Here is a 20,562-nt window from a genome sequence, read left to right as displayed (position 1 = left end):
GAACGCTACGGGTCGGGGGCATGGTGCCCCTGACCACTATCGACTATCCGGGACAGCTCGCCTGCGTGCTGTTTTGCCAGGGTTGCGCCTGGCGTTGTCGTTACTGCCATAACCCGCAGTTGATTCCGCCTCGAGGCGCAGACGAGGTGGATTGGCGGCGGGTGCTGGCGTTTCTGAAACGGCGTCAGGACCTGCTCGATGCGGTGGTGTTCAGTGGCGGTGAGCCGACCCTGCAGGACGGTTTGCTCGGCGCCATGGAGGAGGTGCGGGCGATGGGATTTCGTATCGGTTTGCACAGCGCCGGCATCAAACCCGCGGCGTTCGCCAAGGCACTGGCCGGGGCCGATTGGGTCGGTTTCGATGTCAAGGCGTTGCCCGAGGATTGCCAGGCGATCACCCGGGTCGAAGGCAGCGGAACGGCCAACTGGCGCAGCCTTGAGCATCTGCTGGCCAGCGGTGTCGACTACGAATGTCGCACCACCGTGCATTGGCATCTGTTTGAACCGGCGCGTCTGCTGATCCTCGCCAAGCGCTTGAGCGAACTCGGCGTCAAACGCTTCGCCGTGCAGTTGGTCCGCACCGAGCGGATGTTCGATCCGTTGCTGCCGAGTGTTTCGGCACAAGCCTTGCTACCTGACTTATGGGAAACCATGCGCGAGCTGTTTCCCGCTTTCGTGTTACGGGGGTAACCGTGGCTGCGAATCAACGTTTAACGGTGACATCCATCATTAGGTTTTCAAATGCGCTGCCAATCGGCAGGTATCAAACAGGGAGCATTTGATATGGCCAAATTAACGACAGCACAACGTATCGTCATCGGCTTTGCCATCGCGCCGTTGGCGCTGATGGGCATGGCGTTTTACGCGTTGCACGATCTGGCAACGCTCAAGGAACAGGCGGTAGTAATCGTCAAGCAGGACTGGCCGAAGATCGATCCGATCATGGTCATCGCCACCGGCGTGCGTGATAACGCCAGGAACACCCGGGATCTACTGATCGATAAAGATAATCAGCAGGTGCAGCAGTCAATCGACGCTACCAAGAAACGGATTACCCAGGCACTCGATACGCTTGAACCATTGTTCTATTTGCCAGAGGGCAAAACCGCTTATGCCGCGTTGAAGAAGAATCGTGAAGCCTACGTGGCGGCGTTCACTCAAGTGCAGGTGTTGATCCGGCAAGGGGCTTTCGATGACGCCATGGCACAGCTGAAACAAAAGGTCGTGCCGGCCGAACGCGAGGTTTATGGCAGCCTGGATCAGTTGATGGCGCTGCAAGGCAAAATATTCGCCGACCGGGAGCAGTCGGCGCAGGCACTGTACAGCGATGCCCGGCGCAATATGCTCGGGTTGTTTTTGTTCTGTGTGGCGCTTGTCATCGCCGCGGCGGTGATCGTCACGCGCAGTGTGACCCGTCCATTGGGCGGCGAGCCGGATGATGCCGCACGGTTTTTAAATCAGATCGCTCAAGGCGACCTGACGATTCAGGTACCCGTGAACTCAAGTGCCGGCGGCAGCGTGATGATGAACATGCATCAGATGCAGCAAAGTCTGAATGCCATGGTCAGGCACATCGCGATGTCGGTGGACCAGGTGGCCAGTTCCTCCGAAGAGCTGAGTGCGGTCAGCAGCCAGACCAGCAGCAACCTGCAATTGCAAGGGCTGGAGATCGAGCAGGCGGCCACCGCCGTGAACCAGATGACCGCGGCGGTCGATGAAGTGGCGCGCAATGCGGTCAGCACCTCCGAGGCCTCGCGGCAGTCCGAGCAAACCGCGCAACGCGGGCGTGAACAGGTTCAGGAAACAGTGGTTTCAATCGGCGCACTGGCCGATGGGGTCACCGACACCTCACAGCGCATCGAGCAACTGGCGGGCCGGGTGCAGGACATCAGCAAGGTGCTGGACGTGATTCGCAGCATCGCCGAGCAGACCAATTTACTGGCCCTTAACGCGGCCATTGAAGCGGCTCGTGCCGGCGATGCCGGACGCGGTTTTGCCGTGGTCGCCGATGAAGTACGCGCCCTGGCGCATCGCACTCAAGAGTCCACCCAGGAAATCGAGCAGATGATCGGCAACATTCGTCTCGATACCGGGCATGCGGTGACGGCCATGCAAAGCAGCAGCAACCTGGTGCGGGCCACCCTGGAAGTGGCGCAACGGTCGGGCGATGCATTGGATGAAATCACCCGGTCGATCTCGCAGATCAACGAGCGCAACATGATGATTGCCAGCGCTACGGAGGAGCAGGCATTGGTGGCGCGTGAGGTGGATCGCAATCTGATGGGGATTCGCAACTTGTCAGAGCAGGTCTTGCTGGGTGCCCAACATACTCACACCGCAGGTCACGATTTGGCGCAGATGGCCGGGGCGCTGCACCAGACGGTGGCGCGTTTTAAAGTCTAGGTAATTCGGGTTGGTGGTTGTGGATGAGGGCGCTCAGGACCAGCCCCAGAACTGCAACCACCAGTCGAACCCTACCAAGCCGATGGCGAGTAGCAGGCAAGTGTTGCCAGCGCAGCGACGAACCTGGGAAAGGCCTTCGCGGTCCAGCCGTTTCCAACCCAGCAACAGGCTCCACCCCATCGCGGCCATTAACAGACAAGCCCTGGCCGGTTGTACCCACTCCAGTAGCAGACCTTCATAGCGCAGCAATTTCACCGTTGTGGCCGACAGCCCGAGAAACAATCCCGCACCACCCAAGGGCGTGAGTGTCAGCGCCAGGGGCCAATACAGTGCAGGATCTTGCGCCAGTCGAGCCGTCAGGCGCATTAGGATCATCAACGCCGTGCCCAACACCATCGAACTCAAACTCAAGTAAGCGACGATGCTGAAACCGTCGAGCCAGCTGAAGCTGTCGTTGAGCTGCGGGTAATGGGTCAGCAGCCACCAGGGCGCGTTGTCCTCAAGGGCCCAGAGTTGGTCGTGCTCGACCAGCCATTGGGCGAGGGTTTGTTTGAGGGCGACGAACCATGGGCTGACCGTCCACTGAAACGCACCCATGGCCAGACCGATAACGCCGAACAGCAATAAGCGCGCGTCCCACGGTGAAAGCGTCTGCGCCGTCGCATGAAGAATCTCTTGGTTGCTGGAGCGCGCGATCAGCTGAACCGCGCCGCGTTGTCCGCTGCAACGTCCGCAGGCATGGCAGTCACTGGCGCCTCGCATACGACGGATATCGAGCAAGGGCGCGCAGTTGGGCGGCGGCAGGCGTGGCGCAGCGTTTTCCATCCAGCGTTGTTCGTCGACCTGAAAATGCACGGGCGCCAGTCGGGCGAGCAGGGCGAAGACGCCGCTGACCGGGCACAGGTAACGGCACCAGACCCGCTTGCCCCGGGCGAACAGCAACCCGACGACGACCGCGGCGACGGTCGAACCGCCCAGAATCAACAGCGCCGCCTGGGCGTAGTCATAGACGCTGATCAACTGGCCGTAGAGGGTTGTCAGGCAGAACGCCAGGGTTGGCCAGCCGCCCCAGCGCAACCAGCGCGGCACACCCAAACCTTTGCCGTAATGGCTGGCCCATTCGCTGAGTGAGCCTTCCGGACAGAGAACGCCACACCAGAGTCGTCCGAACAGCACGATCGACAACAGCACGAACGGCCACCATATGCCCCAGAACAAAAACTGCGCGAACAGGGTCAGGTTATCGAACAGCCGTGCCTGGCTGTCCGGCAGCGGCAACACCGCCGGGATCACCAACAGCAATGCATAGAACAGAACAACGGCCCACTGCACGGCACGGATGACGGGCGCGTGACGACGCATGCCGTCGCCCAGGCGCTGCAGCCATTGATTGCGGCAACTCAGCTCAGGCATGGGACTTTTTCCACAGCACGCTGGCGTAGCCAACCGCCGACGGTCAGCCAATAACCGGCCAGCACCAGTAACGTCATGCCGCTGGGCGTCGCACGATAACCGGCAAAACCGGCAAGAAAACCACCCAGTCCATGGCTGTCACTGAGCAAGGCACTGCTGTCCCAAAGCGCATCACCAACGAGGCTGTACATCACCTCCGGTAAATCCATGGCGAGTAATTGGCCGCCAATTCGCTCGGTACCGCTGACCAGCAACGCCGCGCCGAGTACCAGCAAAACAGCTTCGCTGATGGCAAAGAATCGCTGCCAAGAGATGAACCGGCGACTGCTGTGCAGCAGGGCAATGGTCAGCGCCGACAGCACCAACCCCATTGCGCCGCCGACGGCAAACAAACCGAGCTGCGGACCTCGCAACTGAGCACCGGAGCCATAGAGAAAGACTACCGTTTCACTGCCTTCGCGGCTGACGGCGAGCAGGGCCAGCAGTAACAGACCCGCGCCACCTTGCCGAGCCAGGTGGCTATCGGCGTGTCGTTGCAAATCGTGCTTGAGCGTGCGCCCGTGGCGGTGCATCCAGCCGACCATTTGCACGATCAGCAGGCTGGCCACCAGCGCAAGTGCAGCCTGGAACCATTCACTGGCTGAACCGCTCATGGCCTCACCGGCAAACAGAATCAACACCGCCAGCAGGCCCGAAAGCATCAACCCCAGCACGACGCCTGCCCACAAGTACTTCGCCAGTCGATCACCCTGATGCTGCTGACTGACCCAGGCCTGGAGAATGCCGATCACCAGCAGCGCCTCGACGCTTTCGCGCCAGACAATGAACATTGATTGATTCATGAAAACTCCGTGTTTGAACGGGTTATTTCGCGAGGATGCCGCCCTCGGGCAGTTGTGGATTGAACTCGTCGAAGAAGGGGTAGTGGCCGGGCCTGAGCGGGTGAATGACCACGAAGGTTGTCACGCCCGGCGACAGTACTTTTTCAACCCGCAATGGCGTGCTCTCGAATTCGGCTGGGCCTTGGCCGATATTTTTCAGGATGATCTTGAAGCGCTGACCGGCCGGAACCTCCAACAGGGCAGGCGTGAAGTGGCCATCGCGCAGGCTGAGTTCATAGCTGGGTAATTCGGCATAGGCCGTGAACGGCGCCACTGCTCCGGCAAGCATCAGCCAGGCAATCTCCAGGCGCTTCATTCAATAGCCGCCTTTTTTACCAATGCCGGCGTAGATGAACTCGTAGTGCAATTCGCAGCGTTCAAACCAGGGGGCTACGCCGGTTTCCTTATCGGTATGACGGCCAAGGGACCCATGACCGCCGGGTGGCAGGACGGTGAAGGTCAGCTGATATTTGCCTGGGCCGAGCAGCTTTACATTGTCGCCATAGTGCGGGCCGTCATTGGCGACCATGGCGTGGAAATCGCCTTTGAGTTCGTTCTCGCTGCCCTGTTTTTTCAGATTGAACGAGACATTGAGGTAAGGCACGAAACTGCCTTCCTGAAAGCCCTGTCGATTGTCCGCCGTGGCGCGAATGTCGGCTTCCAGATGCACATCGGAATCCGCGGTGGCCCGCATCATTCCGGCAGGTGCCATCTCGATTGGCTGCAAATACACCGCCCCGACTTCCAGCCCAGGACACAACTGTGGCTCACCGATCGGGTATTCCTTGGCGTGAGCCAGCGGTGTGAGCAAGAGCAGGGCAAGCGAAAGCGACAAGGGGGTACGCATAATTTCTTCCTGGGCATTGACGAGTAGGAGCCCGAGTCTAGGAAGCTTTGCTGCGAACAATAATGATTGGCATCAAGTTTCGAGCAATTAAACCGATGGCACATCACTCTGGCGAAATCGCTGGGCGCGCTCGACGGTGTGGGTCATCTGTTCGGCTGCGTGAATGGTCAGCGGATGCTGGGTAAAACCGGGTCTGGGGGATATGTAGGTGGCCATCTCCCGAGCAACGGCGAGCTGATGTTCCGAGCCAGTGGCCAGCAGGGCGATGACCAGGTTTTCAAGGGCAATCACTCGGACACGCAGATGAACCAGTTCGGCGTTCGTCAAGGCGGGCGGAGCGGTAAACGTTTTGTCATCGAGAGATGTTGCGGCATCTTGATCGTTCCAAGTTGATAGGCCGCTTGAGAAAGGATTTTTATTGAGCATGAGAGACGTCTCCAAGTCTATTAAAGCGTTAGCTTAGCCCCGGGATTGCGAAGGAGGTGAGCGCAGTCGCCCGATGTCGATTCTTGATGCGTATCAAGGCTGACTTTGTGTAAGGGCTGTAGGTTGGAGGAACGCCTCCCAAAGACCGGAGATCGGCATGGCTAAGAACTTCCCTATCAACCCCAAACACCCCGAACGGATCTGTTGGGGGTGCGACCGGTATTGTCCGGCGAAGTCCCTAGCCTGTGGCAATGGCTCCGACCGTACGATGCATCCGGCCGAACTTTTCGGCGAGGATTGGCACCTGCCTGGTGACTGGGGTATCGAGAAGCTCATCACAACTGACAAACCGACATATGATGCAGCGGACACCTCATTGATATCCGAAAAGACCCCATCTGGATCTACCTGACACCAATATCTGAACAGTAGGCGAGGCTCGATATTTCCGAAATATTGATCCACGATGCTCGCGGGGGGCACGGCCAATTTAGGTTCTGGCCATTGCTGGGCTAAAACACCTAATGGTTCGCCAGATGAATAAACAACCCATGGCATCCGCTTTGATGATGCTGGCGTCTACGGCAAAGCCTTCACCTTTGACCAAACCTGCGTCCATGCAACCACGCAGCACTTCATTGAATAGCCAGCCTATCGGGATTGAGCATCAGCACTTATTGCTTAAGGTAGAAAGATTCAACGCCGCTGCGATATAAAGCCAAACAAGGTAAGGAAACAGGATCAAGACAGTAATCACGTCAAACTGCGATGCCATCACCACCATCGCATCGGCCACAACCCAGAGTAGCTTCAGGATCACCATGCCGGCGAAAATGTGGTGAGCGCCTAAAGACACCAGTGTCCATAGCGTATTAAGGGCAATCTGCTCCGCTCATAAAGCCAGCACCGCCTGACTTCCAGGAACCAATGTCAACCGGTACCCGGCCTGATCACAAATTCCCGAATCACCGGCGTTCATCGGCTGTTTTGCTATCGTGCATTAAATTTGTGATTACAAAGAGATAAGAAATGGCGATTCCAATGTGGCAAGGTCAAGTCGCTCTGGTCAGCGGTGCGGGCAGTGAAAGTGGTATTGGTCTGGCGATCGCCCGACGCTTGGGCCGCGAAGGCGTGCGAGTCTTGATCACTGCCAGCAGTGCGCGGATCCAGCAACGTGTCGCCGAGTTGCAGGCTGAGGGTATAGACGCTCGGGCGATGACAGCCGACCTGACTGACGAATTGCAGGTCAAGAAGCTGACCGATTGGGCTTATGAGCAGTTCGGTCATCTCGACATTTTGGTCAATAACGCCGGTATGGCTATGGTCGGCAGCCCGGAACCCTTCGTTCAAGTGGCTGACATGGATTTGGCGACCTGGAATCTATCTCTGGCGCGCAATCTGACCAGCGCTTTTTTGCTGACTCGTGCGGTGTTACCTGGGATGAAGACGCGCGGTTACGGACGCATAGTCCACATCAGTTCGACGTCAGGTACACGCGGCAGCAATCCAGGTGAGGCGGCTTATAGTGCGGCAAAAGCAGCGATGGTCGGGATGAATATGGGCCTGGCGCTGGAAGTCGGTAAACGGGGCATCACCGTCAATAGCGTTGCCCCAGGCTGGATTGATACGGGGGCATTGACAGAGGAAGAAAGCCGCGCCGGTACCTACACTCCAATCGGCCGCGCCGGTCGTCCAGAAGAGGTTGCCGCTGCAGTGGCGTTTTTGGCGTCTCCGGAAGCCAGCTATATCACCGGTGAAGTGCTGGTGGTGGATGGCGGTAATTGTCTGATCGAAAACAAGGCGCCTTGACGCTAGCTTGGACTGCTGTCTTGTAGTGAGCCTACTATTTAGCGAAGAAATCAAACGCGCAGATGCTGGCTGGCCTTAAGCCCGATGCTAGTTACGCCAGAGTTGAAATAGTGACTCGGATTGAGCGATTACTTTCAGGAGCTTTTATACCAGAACATCCGTGCAGCCCAGCCATCCTTACGCACCACGTCTTGTCTGTCGATGACGTAGGGCATAGGCATACGCCAAACTTGGCGAAAGGCCAGGCCATTGGCATATCGCCGGATAGCTGGAATGGGTCATGACCTTGTGCACCATCTGATTACGATTACGGCTGTGTACGAGTTCTAGCGGATCATTGCGAGTGAGAACTCACCAGTCCCTGGTTCAGAAACAGGGACGTTTTTACGAGTGGATACTGGATCGTTAACCCATCAAGTGCGGATCCATCTAGGCTTTAGATTGAAATTGAGCCAGTTGAGTCTTCAGTTGTGCGACCTCAGCTTCCAGTTCACGCACTCGTTCCTTGGCCTCAACTTCGACGCTGACGTCCTTCTGGATACCGATGAAGTAGGTGAGTTGATCGGTGTCGTTGAACACTGGGGTGATCGACAGTTCGTTCCAGAAGGCGCTGCCGTCCTTGCGATAGTTGCGAATGACTTGGCGGCAGGGGAGCATGTTCCTTATCGCCTCGCGGATTACTGTCAAACCAGCTTGATTACGGTCATCACCCTGCAGGAAGCGGCAGTCCTGGTACAGGATGTCGTCAACGCTGTACCCCGTAAGGCGCTGAAAGGCGGGGTTGGCATAGATCAGGATGTTTTCGTCGCCTTCCTGCTCTGCTACCACGATGCCGTCGTTGGATGCTTCAACCACCAGTTTCAGCAGTTCTGCGTCGATCATTTTCAGAGCCCCAGTGAGTGACATCTCATTTTTAGCGGTTACCCGCCATACACGGAGTAATCAGTATAACGTACGGCCAAAAGCGACAAGGTCGGCCAGTCCTGAATCCAGCAACTGCGTAGCGCTTTGTGCACTGTAACGACTGGCGTAGATGATCAGCCCCGCTGAAAGTACTACGGAATCCGCGACGGAACGATTCCGGCATCCGTGGTGCATTATCCCAGTCCGCTGCGGCGATGGAGAGGTATCTCAGGGGGGGATGAGTGGCCCGCTATTCATGTTCAAGGATCAGAAAGGTGCTGTCTGGACTTGCCCCTACAAAACCGGACACCAACTCCCTGTTAACTTGATGCTGCGGCCAAGCGCCTGAACTCCCTCGGCGAGCGATAGCTCAAGGCACTATGCGGATGCTGCTCGTTGTAATGCTCGAAGGCAATGGCCAGGTTGCGCAGCGCCGTTTCTCGATCCGGCTTGGGCATGTGCGCCACGTAGTCACGCTTGATCGTCTTCACGAAGCTCTCGGCCATGCCGTTGCTCTGCGGGCTGCGCACCGGTGTGGTCACCGGCTGCAAGCCGATCTGTCGAGCAAACAGGCGCGTCTGTTCGGCGGTGTAGGCCGAACCGTTATCGCTGAGCCACTGCACCGGCGTTGCAGGCAGTTGATCACCGAAGCGCTTCTCCACGCTTTCCAGCATCAAGTCGCGGATATCATCGCCGCTGTACCCGGTTGGGCTGGCGACCCAGCCGATGGCTTCGCGATCACAGCAGTCCAGGGCGAAGGTCACGCTCAGTTTGGCGCCGTCCTCGCAACGGAATTCAAAGCCATCCGAGCACCAACGCGTATCGCTGGTTTGCACCGCAATACGGCCTTCGTGCCGACGCGGCACGCCGGGTTGTTTGATCCGGCGTTCAAGCAGCAGGTTGTGATCACGCATCACCCGGTAAACCCGCTTCACGTTGATCGCGGGTAGCAACTGGGTTTCACGGGCGCGACGCAGCAATCCCCAGACTCGACGGTAGCCATAGCTGGGCAGTTCGCTGACCTGTTGCTGGATTTCGGCCACCAACTCAGCGTCGTTCACAGGCCTGTTTCGCCGTACTTTGGGCGATACCAATTGCTTGATTCGAACCGTTAATTGCGAGCGCGCCACACCGAGACATTCGCTGACCAGCTTCACTGGTCGTCCCCCGGCAACAAGGGTGAGTGCGCAATCCATTTTCGCGACCGGGCGATCTCGACGGCCTCTTTGAGGATTTCTGCTTCCATCGTTTTTTTGCCCAGCATCCGTTGCAGTTCACGGATCTGCTTGAGCGCATCGCTCAGCTCGGAGGCAGGCACCACGGCCTCACCAGCACTGACCGCCGACAGGCTGCCGTCCTGATACAGCTTGCGCCACAGGAACAGCTGGTTGGCATTGATGCCGTTGCGCCGAGCCACCACCGAAACGCTTTGTCCTGGCTCAAGGCTCTCGCGAACCATGGCCAGTTTTTGCTCCGGGCTCCAGCGGCGCCGCCGCTCCTGGCCCAAAAGCTCCCCACTCTTATCGTTGCTGTTAGTCATAAACATAACCGTTTGCCTATCCCTTATCGTAAGGGGGAAACGGTGTCCTGTCTTTCATGGGGCTCGTTCACTGTCACCGGCATCACCTGTAACGTGAGCCAAGCCTGAGGAGTGAGCGTGGTCATCGCTGAAGGTTTTGATGCCGAAAAGTTAAGCGACAGTGCCGCCCTTTTGATTAGGGGCGGCTGTCTTCACCTTCGGACGGTATCCATTGGTATCGCTTAACGATCAATTTCCTCGGTATGTGGAGAAACCGTAAGGGCTCAGAAGCAACGGGATGTGATAGTGAGGTACGGTACCGTCCACCTCAAAAATGACGGGTACCTCCGGAAAGAAACTGGACGTTTTGTGCGACTTGAACCACTCGCCAGTCTTGAAGGTGACACGGTAGGTACCTTTCTCCAGACCCCGACCTTCCGGATACAGCCCGGTGATACGACCTTGCTCGTTGGTTTTCGCGCTGTTGAGCATGTCCCAGTCTTTCCCATCCTGTTTTTCCAACGTGACATTGACTCCAGGGGAGGGCAGGCCATCCTGCAAATTGAGTACATGCACGCTCAATGGATTCGTTGCCGCTGATGCAAACGCTGAAAGGGCACTCAATACAGCGCCAGCGAAGAAACTCTTCAATACAGTCATGGTGATGTCCTTAGTTTTTAACGGCAGGTAAAACTTTGTTGATAGCGACCTCTGCACAACCTTCATCGTTTGCAGCGCCGCCTGCACCGGCCACCCCGATGGCGCCGATGACCTGACCATCGAATTTCAATGGCACGCCTCCACCGAGCAATAACAACTCATCGAGGGTGTTGAGGTTTTCAGCATCTGGATTAGCGCGAGCGCGCTCAGCTAACACCCGCGTCGAAGTCTTGGTCGACAGGGCGGTATAGGCTTTGCGTTGCGCGGCTAACGTGTTGTGCGGGCCGACATTGTCATCGCGTTGCACGGCAACCAGATTGCCGCCACGGTCGACAACTGCGGCAACGGCTGTGCGGCCATCGGCGTGACAGGCGGTCAGCGCGGCCGTTAGCAAATCGTTGGCCATTGCAAGTGACACGTCCTGGCGCTGCGCAACCTGATCCGGAGCTGCAACGACGAACGCAGAGTTCATTGCGAGTGTGATCAGCAATGAAGTCGATAGGCTTGTACGCATGCTGTTCCCTTGGTTGGTTGAGTCTGTCTGGGTCATTGCGAGACATCATGACCAGCTCGCTCCGTCAGAATGATTACCTCCTGATTACCAATATGTAATGTGAGAAATCAGCGAAGCGGGCTAGCCTGTGCGCCAGTCCTGGAGGAAAAAATGCGTATCCTGGTGGTTGAAGATGAAACGAAAATGGCGGATTACCTGCGCAAAGCCCTGACTGAATCGGGCTATTCGGTAGAGATCGCTCTTGACGGCCTTGATGGCCAGCATTTGGCACAGGAGAGTGAGTTCGATCTGATCATTCTGGATGTCATGTTGCCGGGGTTGGATGGCTGGCAATTGCTGCAAATCATCCGGCGTAAGTGCCAGACCCCGGTACTGTTTCTTACCGCACGTGATTCGGTTGATGATCGGGTCAAAGGGCTGGAGTTGGGGGCTGATGATTATCTGGTGAAACCCTTTTCCTATGCCGAGTTGTTGGCACGCGTACGCACTTTGCTGCGCCGTGGTCCGCCTCGCGAGGTGGAGCATTTTGTGGCTGGTGACCTTAGTCTGGACTTGTTGCGACGCAGGGTAACGCGCAGCGGCGAGCGCCTCACCCTGACCAACAAGGAGTTCGCCCTACTGCACTTGCTGCTTAGTCGTGAAGGGGAGGTGCTCTCGCGTTCGCTGATTGCCTCACAGATTTGGCAAATGAACTTTGACAGTGACACTAATGTGGTCGATGTCGCCATCCGCCGACTGCGGGCCAAGGTTGATGATCCTTACCCGCTGAAGTTGATACACACAGTCCGTGGTATCGGTTACATGCTCGAGGTGCAATCCTGAATCTATATCCGCGCACTCTGAGCCTGCGCCTGGCCATCATGTTCGCACTGGTCAGCGTGCTATTACTGGGCTCCATTGGTTTTTATCTTTATCAATCGTTACAGCGAGAGATTGCATGGCGCGACGACCAGGCCCTGCTGGGACGCCTGGAGCGAATGCAAGCATTGATCAGCGATAGCGACAGCATCGAGCAACTGCGAGGTCGGCCCAAGCTCTACGAAAACATGTTGGGCAATCGCGACAGTCTGCTATGGATTGTCGATGACACCGGCAAGGTGTTGATCGAAATCAACCCGGTGGGTATGACCTTTCCAAAGTTGCCGGCTGCCCATCAGGCGCGCCTTGTTGAGGATCACTCTTCCGAGCCTGTGCGGCTTGCCTGGCAGGATGTCATGCAGGGTGATCGCGGCTTGACCCTGATCGCTGGCAAGTTGTTGGGTGAGCGCGAGCAGATGCTGGGGGTTTACCGACTCAGGCTTTGGCTGGCCATGTCAGTCGGAGCGCTATTGGCTTTTGCATTCGGTTGGTGGGTTAGTCAACGAGGCCTGCACCCTGTGCGCCTGCTGGCCAATCGCGCTGCCGCAATCGATGTGCAGCATCTGCATCTGCGGCTGGATGAGTTCAGTGAGCTGAATGAGCTCAAACCGCTCTGTAATGCCCTCAACCAGATGCTTGCACGTCTTGAGGACGGATTCGCCCAGCTTTCACGTTTCTCGGAAGACCTCGCCCATGAGATGCGAACCCCACTAGGCAACCTGATGGGACATACCCAACAAACCCTGAGGCGCAGTCGCTCTATAGAGGACTATCAGAACCTGCTGGTTTCCAATCAGGAAGAGTATGAAAGGTTGGCCCGCATGATCGACAGCATGCTGTTTCTCGCTCGCACCGAGCAGCCAAACGCTTGCGTAAAATTCGAGCAAGTCAACCTGCACGATCTGATCGAGCAGCTCTGTGAGTATTTCGAAGGGGTAGCGCAAGAACGAGATGTACAGCTGATAAACCAGACCCAGGATCAATTGCTGGGTGATCCAGGCTTGATCCGTCGAGCACTTGCTAACTTACTGGCGAATGCGCTGCGCTACGCAACTCCTACCTCTGCAGTGACGATCAGCAGCAGGGTTTTGGAGCACCGTCTCGACATCACGGTGCACAACCACGGCGAGCCGATTGCGGCAGAACATCTTCCACGATTGTTTGAGCGCTTTTACCGGTGTGACCCATCACGTAATCAACCCGACGATTCCGGTGGTCTGGGATTGGCCATCGTTCGTTCGATTATGCAACTGCATGGCGGTTGTATAACCGTTGACAGCACTGACGCAGGTACGAGCTTTCACTTGGAGTTTCCCCTTATAAACGCCTGAGCTCGAACCGAAGTTATTGCACACGACACAGCGAATGCTGGCAAATTGCCCTATAGTGAGTTTCGTTGCAGTGGTGAACATCTAGGAAGCAGCAAATGGGGCTCGAAAATTTTTCTTTCGATCACATGCGAAAGGGGTAGTCGCAGTGCAGAGCAGAAATCGTATCGGAACTGATTCCTTTGGAATTGTTTTCAATGCTCAGCGACCTTCAAATCGGCATTTATCGGTCGTTCACCCGCGATCTCTTTTAGCTTCAACGGTGCTTGCCAAGGCTCGGCTCTCGCTCTGCGCCTTGGAAAAGTTAAAGTGATGCTTACTAGGCGGCGCAGCTCCCTGGCAGGTTTCATTATTCTTGCTGTCGGTCTGGTTGGTTTTTCGGCCATGTTGCTACTGAAGTCAGAGACCCAAAGCAGGGAAACGCGTTTCTCGGAATACGTTCAGAATATTTCCGGCGTCGTGCGAAATCAGCTTGATACCAATGAAGCTGTATTGGCAGGTTTCTCAGCATTTCTCCAAGCCGTGGATCAGAGCGATACTGAAGCTGCGGCCCGTTATGCGGCAGCCGTTTTATCAGCTTACCCTCATATTTACATGCTCGAGGCTGCTAGGGCAGTACCCATCGCCGAACAGGCTGCGTTTGAAGATCTGTTGCGCCGTACCTGGCGGCCAGACTTTGAACTCAAAGACTTCCCGAGCCTCACCCAGCAACCTGCCCAAAATCAGGTGTATCTCAGCGAGACTTGGCCGGTGTTGTTCATGTACCCGTTACTCCCTGAATCCAGTTCGATCTATGGCGTCAGATTAGAAACCGTGGCCTATCTCTCCTATGCGCTGGCTCGGACCCACAATAATCAGAAGCCCGTTGTATCACCCGTTTTTACAATGTATGAGGGTGGCAACGCATACATTCTGATGCAGTCAGTCATTCGGCCTGAACAGTCGCGAGAGAACACCCGCCCCAATTTTTTTGGCAGCACGATGGTGTCTTTGCTATTGATCAAAACGGGCGCGCTACTGGATGCAGTGAATAATGCAAACCTGGATCCCCTGGTTCACATCAGTGCAGTCCTGAAAACCGCTGCTGGGACTGAAAGCAGTGTGTTTTCAACACCGGTTCAACAAGCAAGTTTTCTAGATCGCCTCTTCTTGCCGCAATTGGCTGACCGAGTCGAGATCCGCAGTACATCGCAGCCAATGACGTTGGTCTTCGAGCGGCAACTCCGTGTCGGGGATGTCCTCACCAAAGAAATGTTGATGATACTTTTTGTCCTCGCCGGGGCACTGGTGTTGATGCCGATGGTATTGATTCGGCATTTCAAGGCGTTAGAAAGGGCTGAAGTTGAGCACCAGCGCTCGGCCTACCTCGCAACACATGACGTGCTCACGCAACTGCCTAACCGTTACTTGTTCGCCGAACGTTTTGCCCAGGCCTTCTCGGATTGGGAGGCTAAAGGGATTCCGTTTGCTGTGCTTTTGATCGACTTGGATCATTTTAAGGAAATCAACGACAAGTACGGCCATGAAGTAGGCGACCAGGTTCTGCGAGCGGTCGCACACCGCATGCTTCAAGCCACCCGCTCATGTGACACCGTTGCCCGGTACGGTGGCGACGAATTCGTGATGCTGATCTCTAAACTATCTGACCCCGAGAGTGCTGAGTCGCAGGCATTGAGGGTGTTCGACACCATCGCGCAGACAGTCGTGACAAGTGCAGGAGAGCTATCGGTATCGTGCAGTGTCGGAGTTTCGCTGTGTCCTATTCATGGCCAGAATCTCGACACATTGCTTAAAGCGGCGGACCAGGCCATGTATGGAGTCAAGCAACTTGGTCGGAGGGGTGTAGGGATGACGTAATCCCCTGCTGCATGAGACTTGTGCCGTTTTGAATGGACAAGCGGGTCAAAGACTAAGCGACTTATGAGTTACATCACGCTGATGAGGCTCGGCATTCAGGAACGAACAAACAGCCTCCGCATCCGTCCTGATTTTGAAGACACCGTGCTTGCTAGCTGAGCCTCCTTCGACGAGATCAACGACTCTGTATCGCTTAGCGCCATCTTCCATGCCGGTGGTCTCGATGACTCTGAATCTTGGGTGCATGGTGCGTTCCCTGCTGAAGATTGGTGCCCTACAAGTACCGGCAAAAGGAGACCACTTCAAGAACGGGACGGACTGAAGCTGAGACAATTGATGACGGTGCACCATGCTTCTCATCGCATGAAGCACGGTTAGCAGTAGGTAGCGTGTTGAGCCATTTTTCTTATAGTCGATGCTTCGGGCCAGCAGGGCCTAGCTATTCAAGAGGATCATCGAGTCCTACGGATTCTTTCATCCCATAATATTCGTATCTACGGTTAAGGGGGCAGATGAGGAAGCAAGCGACCTCGACATAATCGCTTCGATACCATCAGGCATGGAAGGAAAATGAATAACAGTCTTGAGTTTCAGACGCTGACTTGTTGGCTCGTAACGCACTTTTTTAAAATGCCCATACCGGCGCAGTCGAATTAGTTCTGGCCAAGGTCAGTTATCCCGCCACGCGTCGCGAGGCGTGTTTGCCTGCGATAAAAGGCGTGAATTGCCCATACCACTCCTACCAGTAGCAACCCTGTCCCAAGCGCTTCCATAGGAGAGGGCCAGCGTTGGTTGATCAGCAGGCCCATCGTAGTAGCATAAATGGTTCCGCTGGCGATCAATTGCCCGCTGAGCGCCAGAGGTAGACGTCGAGTTGCAATCGACCATGCCCAGGCACCTGCAAGGGTGGCCCCTAACCCCTGAATCAACCCACAGACTATTAGCGCCTGAGTACCTGCTAACCCGCTCGGATGGCTAGCGAAGTGGGACAGGTTCAAGTGCAGACCAACGGGTATGAACGCCAGCATCTCGACGCTGCACATGAAGATCAGCATGGCTGACCACAACATGGGTGACATGCTTGGACGCTGAGCCAAAGCACTTTCATTTAACAATCCAAAGCCAGTCCAAAATCCAATTGCCATTAACGATGCGAGCAGCCCCAGCAATATCGAATGGGTCGGGAGCACCACCTTTGCGGCGCTAAAATCAAACACGCTCAAGTTGACCAAACTTATGCCCAATGCCGCCACCAGCAGCGGCCCGGCAATGGCGCGCCAGGGTACGCTGGAGCTTCGCATGTTGCCGGCAATCGCGAGCACAATCGGTACTGACCCCATCATTACCGGAGGGATCACCGGCCCAGCTGCCAAGACCGCAGTGGTGATCAGGAAGAAGTAGCCGATGTATCCCAAGAAGCCCAGCAGTGCGGCACAGGCCCAGTCGCTCAGTCGCAACTGCCGAACTTCGCAGCGGTAAACAAACAGCACAAGCAGGCTACCTAAACCGGCAAAGGAATAGCTCACCACAGCCAGATCAAAAAGGCTGTAATCGCCGACCAACCCCGGAAAGATGTAGAGCAGCGACCAGGAAAAAGTGGCGGCAATGGCCGCTAATAGGCCTAGGGTCATACGTGATGCTCCTGTTGGGCCTGCTTCCGGATCCAGCAATGAGCTACGTGTCGGGCAGTGTCGAATACCCGCACGTCCTGGCCCATGGTGCCGCTGACAAAACTGCCCTCCAGTAAGATAAACAGCCCCTCAGCAACTACGTCAGGGTCACTTATACCGGCGCTCACGGCCAAGGCATTAAGATTGTCGCGTATCCCTTGCTTATGCCTGCTGACTGCTAAATGTACAGGGTGGCTAAACTGGGGGAATTCAGCCGCACTGTTGACGAACAGGCACCCGCGTTCGCTGTCTTGTAAAAGAAAACGTTGATACAAATCGAAAAAAGCGAGCATGCCACTGACCGGGTCAGGATGCCCTGCCAAGGTGCGCGCTACCTCTTCACGCCAGCGTCGGTCACGCTCCTCAAGGCAAGCCACTATCAGCGCATCCTTGGAGGGGAAATGGCTGTAGAGCGTCATCTTGGTAACACCCGCCATCGCGGCGATGGCCATCACACCAGTAATGTGTATACCTTGCGACAGAAACAGCTTCAACGCTGAGTCAATCAAGCGTTCACGGGTATTGTCCAATTTAAGGCACTCCGGCGTAGGGACGGAGCTAACTATACTGACCGGTAAGATTGGGGTGCATCCAAATACGACCTGAATCATGGCCGCTACGACGCAGACCGCAGTATGCAAAAGCAGCAGTAAATCGCAGGATTTGGCCAGCCAGGACGTTCGTTACGCTAGCTAAACGCACCCTGCACCCGAGTGGTTAACGCATACGCTCTCTCACCATTCAATGCTCCTGCGCCGTTGGCAACGCTCCGAGCAGTAGCGCACCTCAGCCCAGCAGCGCGCCCATTTCTTGCGCCAGGCGAAAGGCAATCCGCAGACCGCACAGGTTTTGATCGGTAGTTCACTCTTCTTCAAAACGACTCCCCGGCATCTAGTTTGGCGAGCAGTTTCTGGCCACGATCCCAGAGTGCTTGCTGCTTGGATTCAGTCATACGATCGAGGTTTTTATAGACCATGCCCATGCGCTGATTGCTGCGCAGAAGGTCGCCATGACGTATTAGAAAATGCCAGTAAAGCGAATTGAAAGGGCAGGCGTCGTCCGTCGTGCTTTCACTGACTTTGTACGCACAATTACGGCAGTAGTCAGACATGCGCTTTATATATTGGCCACTGGCGCAGTAAGGCTTAGAGCCCAGGTAACCACCATCGGCATGCATGACCATGCCCAATGTATTGGGTAGCTCGACCCAGTCGAATGCGTCCATGTAGATCGCCAGGTACCAGTCGCAAATCTGGGACGGAGCGATGCCGGCCAGCAGTGCAAAGTTGCCGGTCACCATCAGCCGCTGGATGTGGTGGGCATAGGCATGTTTCAAACTTTGGCCGATCGCCTGGCCCATGCAGTTCATCTTGGTGTCGCCAGTCCAATAGAACTCTGGAAGCGGCCTGCTGTTGCCAAACAGATTGCCGCCGGCGTAGTCGGGCATTTTCAGCCAGTACACGCCGCGTACATATTCACGCCAGCCAATGAGTTGACGGATAAAGCCTTCGGCTGCGTTTAATGGAATGCTGTGCGCCCAGTAAGCAGCCTCGACGTCGCTGCACAATTGACGTAGATCCAACAGGCCAATATTCAGTGCGGCGCTGATCCGCGCATGGAACAGAAAAGGTTCATCACTGGCCATCGCATCTTGGTAGTCGCCGAAAGCAGCGAGGCTCCAATCGAGGAAGTAATCCCACAACGCTTGGGCATCGGCGTGGGTTACCGGGTAATCAAAAGTGTCGAGTGCGCCATAGTGGCTGGAGAAGTTTTTTGCGACCAGCTCAAGCACTTCCTGGGTGATTGCATCGGCTGAAAATCGCACTGGCGAGGGAGCTCTCACGCCTTTGGGCAGTGCCTTGCGGTTATCGGCATCAAAGTTCCAGGCGCCGCCGACCGGGCTGCCGTCGCCGTTGAGCAACAGACCACTCTTGCGTCGCATCTCACGGTAGAAGAACTCCATGCGCAGCTGCTTTTTGCCTTCGGCCCAGGACGCAAACTCGAGTCGGGTGCAGAGAAAACGGGTATCGGTATGCCACTGGATCGCCAAGCCACAATCTTTCAGCGACTGCTCCAGGCGCCAGTCACCGCATTCTGTCAGGTGCAGCTCATCCGGTTGCAGCAGTGATTGCCAGCGCCGTAACTCTTCCGGTACCGATCCGCTATTTTGCGGATCATCGAGCGTGACGTATTGCACGCGGATGCCACGCTGTTGCAACGCCTCAGCAAAATGGCGCATCGCACTGAAGATCAGTGCGATTTTTTGCGGGTGATGGGGCACATGGCTGGCTTCCTCCATCACTTCGACCAGCAAAACCGTATCGCGCTCGCTGTCCAGCCCCTTCAATGAGGCCAGGTCAAAAGACAACTGGTCGCCCAAGACCAGGCATAGTCGGTGAGTCTTGTTCATTCGAAAGAGTCCAACGGAAGATGACTCACCAAGGCGCAGTCAGCGAGAATGGAATGCGTAACGGCTCAATGCGCCCTTCACGTGAGCCGCACATCTCGTCATGGACGCACTGCTGCACAAGCACGCAGGGGAAAGGCGGCACAAACTGCAACAACTCACGCAGGTGATTGATGGAGCGAAGGCGCATAGGCTTTGCTTCGTCGTCCAGCAGTGTGAACTGGCCGTGATCCAGCCCGACTCGCGCCAGATAAAAACCGCCTTCCAGAGACAGCAGCTCCAACTCTCGTACTTCGCCATTCGCGGCCCGTTCGGTCAACGCTTGCAGATTCAAGGTTCACTCCCTGCCTACCACGGTAGGCGTTCTCCGTTATAAGCAAAGAAATTGCCGCTGTCGGCAGGCGCCAAGCGGTCAATCAGTGATAACAATTCGCGGGCAACGAGGCTTGCAGGCCTGGCGGCAGAAGCGCCTTTAAAGGGCTGGGACAGGCCCGAAATGACCGTGCCTGGATGAAGACTCAGCAAACGGGTCTGAGGGCGTGTTCGTGCCAGTTCAATCGCAGCCGTTTTAATCAACATGTTCAACGCTGCCTTGGAGGCGCGATAGGCATACCAGCCGCCCAGACGGTTATCGCCAATACTGCCGACCTTGGCGGAGAGCACCGCCATTGCGCCGCGAGGGTCTAGCAAGGGTAGAAAGTGACGCAAAACCAGCGCAGGCCCGAGCGCGTTGACTTGGAATATCGCCTGAAGCGCATCAGCTTCAATAGAGGTGTAACTTTTTTCAGGCTTGATGTCTTCGCGATGTAGCAGACCGGCAGCATGCAAAATCAACTGATACGGGGCTTCTTCGGCTAATTCGGCGGCTGCGCTGGCGATACTGTCTGGCTTTTCCAGATCCAATCCTGGAGCACTATTGCGCCCCAGCTCACGAACAACCGAGCATCTTGGATCTTCGTTGAGCAACTCACAAAACGCCGCGCCGAGCGCTCCACTGGCTCCTATCACCAAGGCACGGTAGCCGTAGCCGAGTGAGTTCATCTCAAAGGAACTGTTCATTTCGCCTCT

General features: G+C 56.2%; 22 protein-coding genes and 3 pseudogenes. 8 read left to right on the top strand and 17 right to left on the bottom strand.

The window, feature by feature from the left end:
- Positions 1 to 20 precede the first annotated feature (20 nt).
- The 3 genes and pseudogenes from B723_RS21490 to B723_RS21485 all read left to right on the top strand — a co-directional run bounded on the left by B723_RS21490 (position 21) and on the right by B723_RS21485 (position 2,402).
- Positions 21 to 689 carry an anaerobic ribonucleoside-triphosphate reductase activating protein gene (locus B723_RS21490; RefSeq protein ID WP_017338866.1) on the top strand — a complete coding sequence of 223 codons (669 nt, stop codon included), beginning with the start codon at positions 21 to 23 and terminating at the stop codon, positions 687 to 689.
- Positions 690 to 740: 51 nt separating this feature from the next.
- Positions 741 to 1,310: pseudogene (locus tag B723_RS34195) on the top strand (MCP four helix bundle domain-containing protein); the annotation flags it as partial.
- 30 nt (positions 1,311 to 1,340) lie between these two features.
- Positions 1,341 to 2,402 carry a methyl-accepting chemotaxis protein gene (locus tag B723_RS21485; protein ID WP_414883967.1) on the top strand — a complete coding sequence of 354 codons (1,062 nt, stop codon included), beginning with the start codon at positions 1,341 to 1,343 and terminating at the stop codon, positions 2,400 to 2,402.
- A gap of 33 nt (positions 2,403 to 2,435) precedes the next feature.
- On the opposite strand, the gene B723_RS21480 is transcribed toward B723_RS21485, so the two are convergent.
- From B723_RS21480 to B723_RS21460, 5 genes are all read right to left on the bottom strand, one after another.
- On the bottom strand, positions 2,436 to 3,815 hold the full coding sequence (locus B723_RS21480; protein WP_017338864.1) for a 4Fe-4S binding protein: 1,380 nt from the start codon (positions 3,813 to 3,815) through the stop codon (positions 2,436 to 2,438).
- Positions 3,803 to 4,657, bottom strand: coding sequence for an FTR1 family iron permease (locus B723_RS21475; RefSeq protein ID WP_031318930.1), 855 nt, complete (start codon positions 4,655 to 4,657; stop codon positions 3,803 to 3,805). Before B723_RS21475 ends, B723_RS21480 begins: the two co-directional genes overlap by 13 nt.
- Positions 4,658 to 4,679: 22 nt before the next feature.
- The gene (locus tag B723_RS21470; RefSeq protein WP_017338862.1) at positions 4,680 to 5,012 is read right to left on the bottom strand and encodes a cupredoxin domain-containing protein; all 333 of its coding nucleotides are present in this window, start codon (positions 5,010 to 5,012) and stop codon (positions 4,680 to 4,682) included.
- A complete protein-coding gene (locus B723_RS21465; RefSeq protein ID WP_017338861.1) occupies positions 5,013 to 5,543 on the bottom strand; it encodes an iron transporter in 531 nt (176 codons plus the stop codon).
- An 87-nt stretch (positions 5,544 to 5,630) separates the two neighbouring features.
- Positions 5,631 to 5,969, bottom strand: coding sequence for a hypothetical protein (locus tag B723_RS21460; RefSeq protein ID WP_017338860.1), 339 nt, complete (start codon positions 5,967 to 5,969; stop codon positions 5,631 to 5,633).
- 157 nt (positions 5,970 to 6,126) lie between these two features.
- On the opposite strand from B723_RS21460, the gene B723_RS21455 reads away from it, so the two are divergent.
- Positions 6,127 to 6,381, top strand: coding sequence for a DUF3079 domain-containing protein (locus B723_RS21455; protein ID WP_017338859.1), 255 nt, complete (start codon positions 6,127 to 6,129; stop codon positions 6,379 to 6,381).
- 255 nt (positions 6,382 to 6,636) lie between these two features.
- Here the strand turns inward: B723_RS21455 and B723_RS21450 are convergent.
- Positions 6,637 to 6,915 (bottom strand): annotated as a pseudogene (locus B723_RS21450) (tryptophan-rich sensory protein); the annotation flags it as partial.
- An 83-nt stretch (positions 6,916 to 6,998) separates the two neighbouring features.
- Here B723_RS21450 and B723_RS21445 point away from each other — a divergent pair.
- Complete coding sequence (locus B723_RS21445) at positions 6,999 to 7,778, top strand: SDR family NAD(P)-dependent oxidoreductase (RefSeq protein WP_017338857.1); 780 nt, start codon at positions 6,999 to 7,001, stop codon at positions 7,776 to 7,778.
- 429 nt (positions 7,779 to 8,207) lie between these two features.
- Here B723_RS21445 and B723_RS21440 read toward each other — a convergent pair whose 3' ends face one another.
- From B723_RS21440 to B723_RS21420, 5 genes and pseudogenes are all read right to left on the bottom strand, one after another.
- Positions 8,208 to 8,660: a PAS domain-containing protein gene (locus B723_RS21440; RefSeq protein WP_017338856.1), complete on the bottom strand. Its 453-nt coding sequence runs from the start codon at positions 8,658 to 8,660 to the stop codon at positions 8,208 to 8,210.
- 72 nt (positions 8,661 to 8,732) lie between these two features.
- Positions 8,733 to 8,913 (bottom strand): annotated as a pseudogene (locus tag B723_RS33765) (alkene reductase); the annotation flags it as partial.
- A gap of 88 nt (positions 8,914 to 9,001) precedes the next feature.
- Positions 9,002 to 10,221 (bottom strand): IS3 family transposase gene (locus B723_RS32445; protein WP_425311781.1). Its coding sequence is split into 2 segments (ribosomal slippage): positions 9,002 to 9,882 and positions 9,882 to 10,221, totalling 1,221 coding nucleotides; the frame shifts between segments, so codons are not numbered across the junction.
- A 228-nt stretch (positions 10,222 to 10,449) separates the two neighbouring features.
- Positions 10,450 to 10,860 carry a hydroxyisourate hydrolase gene (uraH, locus tag B723_RS21425; protein ID WP_017338855.1) on the bottom strand — a complete coding sequence of 137 codons (411 nt, stop codon included), beginning with the start codon at positions 10,858 to 10,860 and terminating at the stop codon, positions 10,450 to 10,452.
- Between the two features lie 10 nt (positions 10,861 to 10,870).
- Positions 10,871 to 11,332: a GlcG/HbpS family heme-binding protein gene (locus B723_RS21420; protein WP_238588347.1), complete on the bottom strand. Its 462-nt coding sequence runs from the start codon at positions 11,330 to 11,332 to the stop codon at positions 10,871 to 10,873.
- A 192-nt stretch (positions 11,333 to 11,524) separates the two neighbouring features.
- On the opposite strand from B723_RS21420, the gene B723_RS21415 reads away from it, so the two are divergent.
- The 3 genes from B723_RS21415 to B723_RS21405 all read left to right on the top strand — a co-directional run bounded on the left by B723_RS21415 (position 11,525) and on the right by B723_RS21405 (position 15,417).
- Positions 11,525 to 12,196 (top strand): heavy metal response regulator transcription factor, encoded by a 672-nt coding sequence (locus B723_RS21415; RefSeq protein ID WP_017338853.1) that lies wholly within the window; start codon positions 11,525 to 11,527, stop codon positions 12,194 to 12,196.
- Entirely contained in the window at positions 12,193 to 13,563 is a 1,371-nt protein-coding gene (locus B723_RS21410) for a heavy metal sensor histidine kinase (protein ID WP_031318923.1), read from the top strand. The genes B723_RS21415 and B723_RS21410 overlap by 4 nt, the downstream gene beginning before the upstream one ends.
- A 309-nt stretch (positions 13,564 to 13,872) precedes the next feature.
- Positions 13,873 to 15,417 carry a GGDEF domain-containing protein gene (locus B723_RS21405; protein WP_017338851.1) on the top strand — a complete coding sequence of 515 codons (1,545 nt, stop codon included), beginning with the start codon at positions 13,873 to 13,875 and terminating at the stop codon, positions 15,415 to 15,417.
- 653 nt (positions 15,418 to 16,070) lie between these two features.
- Here B723_RS21405 and B723_RS21395 read toward each other — a convergent pair.
- The 6 genes from B723_RS21395 to B723_RS21375 form a co-directional block, all read right to left on the bottom strand.
- Positions 16,071 to 17,048, bottom strand: a complete 978-nt coding sequence (locus B723_RS21395; RefSeq protein ID WP_017338849.1) for a DMT family transporter — start codon at positions 17,046 to 17,048, stop codon at positions 16,071 to 16,073.
- Complete coding sequence (locus tag B723_RS21390) at positions 17,045 to 17,617, bottom strand: TetR/AcrR family transcriptional regulator (RefSeq protein ID WP_017338848.1); 573 nt, start codon at positions 17,615 to 17,617, stop codon at positions 17,045 to 17,047. The genes B723_RS21395 and B723_RS21390 overlap by 4 nt, the downstream gene beginning before the upstream one ends.
- A 204-nt stretch (positions 17,618 to 17,821) precedes the next feature.
- Positions 17,822 to 17,962 carry a DUF2256 domain-containing protein gene (locus B723_RS32440; protein WP_080995142.1) on the bottom strand — a complete coding sequence of 47 codons (141 nt, stop codon included), beginning with the start codon at positions 17,960 to 17,962 and terminating at the stop codon, positions 17,822 to 17,824.
- Positions 17,959 to 19,497 (bottom strand): cryptochrome/photolyase family protein, encoded by a 1,539-nt coding sequence (locus B723_RS21385; protein WP_017338847.1) that lies wholly within the window; start codon positions 19,495 to 19,497, stop codon positions 17,959 to 17,961. Before B723_RS21385 ends, B723_RS32440 begins: the two co-directional genes overlap by 4 nt.
- Before the next feature lie 25 nt (positions 19,498 to 19,522).
- Positions 19,523 to 19,828 (bottom strand): DUF6482 family protein, encoded by a 306-nt coding sequence (locus B723_RS21380; protein WP_017338846.1) that lies wholly within the window; start codon positions 19,826 to 19,828, stop codon positions 19,523 to 19,525.
- 14 nt (positions 19,829 to 19,842) lie between these two features.
- Positions 19,843 to 20,553, bottom strand: a complete 711-nt coding sequence (locus B723_RS21375) for an SDR family oxidoreductase (protein WP_017338845.1) — start codon at positions 20,551 to 20,553, stop codon at positions 19,843 to 19,845.
- Between the last annotated feature and the right edge of the window lie 9 nt (positions 20,554 to 20,562).

Origin of the sequence: Pseudomonas fluorescens NCIMB 11764, from assembly GCF_000293885.2 — a bacterium.
Taxonomy (GTDB): Bacteria; Pseudomonadota; Gammaproteobacteria; order Pseudomonadales; family Pseudomonadaceae; genus Aquipseudomonas; species Aquipseudomonas fluorescens_B.
The sequence above is the reverse complement of the archived record's forward strand: the minus strand, read 5'-3'. Positions and strand labels throughout refer to the sequence as shown.

Coding starts and splice junctions, on each gene's coding strand:
- B723_RS21385 (WP_017338847.1), bottom strand. CDS start 19,497: ATGAACAAGACTCACCGACTATGCCTGGTCTTGGGCGACCAGTTGTCT.
- B723_RS21485 (WP_414883967.1), top strand. CDS start 1,341: ATGCTCGGGTTGTTTTTGTTCTGTGTGGCGCTTGTCATCGCCGCGGCG.
- B723_RS21405 (WP_017338851.1), top strand. CDS start 13,873: ATGCTTACTAGGCGGCGCAGCTCCCTGGCAGGTTTCATTATTCTTGCT.
- B723_RS21375 (WP_017338845.1), bottom strand. CDS start 20,553: ATGAACAGTTCCTTTGAGATGAACTCACTCGGCTACGGCTACCGTGCC.
- B723_RS21420 (WP_238588347.1), bottom strand. CDS start 11,332: ATGAACTCTGCGTTCGTCGTTGCAGCTCCGGATCAGGTTGCGCAGCGC.
- B723_RS21465 (WP_017338861.1), bottom strand. CDS start 5,543: ATGCGTACCCCCTTGTCGCTTTCGCTTGCCCTGCTCTTGCTCACACCG.
- B723_RS21460 (WP_017338860.1), bottom strand. CDS start 5,969: ATGCTCAATAAAAATCCTTTCTCAAGCGGCCTATCAACTTGGAACGAT.
- B723_RS21415 (WP_017338853.1), top strand. CDS start 11,525: ATGCGTATCCTGGTGGTTGAAGATGAAACGAAAATGGCGGATTACCTG.
- B723_RS21475 (WP_031318930.1), bottom strand. CDS start 4,657: ATGAATCAATCAATGTTCATTGTCTGGCGCGAAAGCGTCGAGGCGCTG.
- B723_RS21440 (WP_017338856.1), bottom strand. CDS start 8,660: ATGATCGACGCAGAACTGCTGAAACTGGTGGTTGAAGCATCCAACGAC.
- B723_RS21395 (WP_017338849.1), bottom strand. CDS start 17,048: ATGACCCTAGGCCTATTAGCGGCCATTGCCGCCACTTTTTCCTGGTCG.
- uraH (WP_017338855.1), bottom strand. CDS start 10,860: ATGACTGTATTGAAGAGTTTCTTCGCTGGCGCTGTATTGAGTGCCCTT.
- B723_RS21480 (WP_017338864.1), bottom strand. CDS start 3,815: ATGCCTGAGCTGAGTTGCCGCAATCAATGGCTGCAGCGCCTGGGCGAC.
- B723_RS21445 (WP_017338857.1), top strand. CDS start 6,999: ATGGCGATTCCAATGTGGCAAGGTCAAGTCGCTCTGGTCAGCGGTGCG.
- B723_RS21490 (WP_017338866.1), top strand. CDS start 21: ATGGTGCCCCTGACCACTATCGACTATCCGGGACAGCTCGCCTGCGTG.
- B723_RS21470 (WP_017338862.1), bottom strand. CDS start 5,012: ATGAAGCGCCTGGAGATTGCCTGGCTGATGCTTGCCGGAGCAGTGGCG.
- B723_RS21455 (WP_017338859.1), top strand. CDS start 6,127: ATGGCTAAGAACTTCCCTATCAACCCCAAACACCCCGAACGGATCTGT.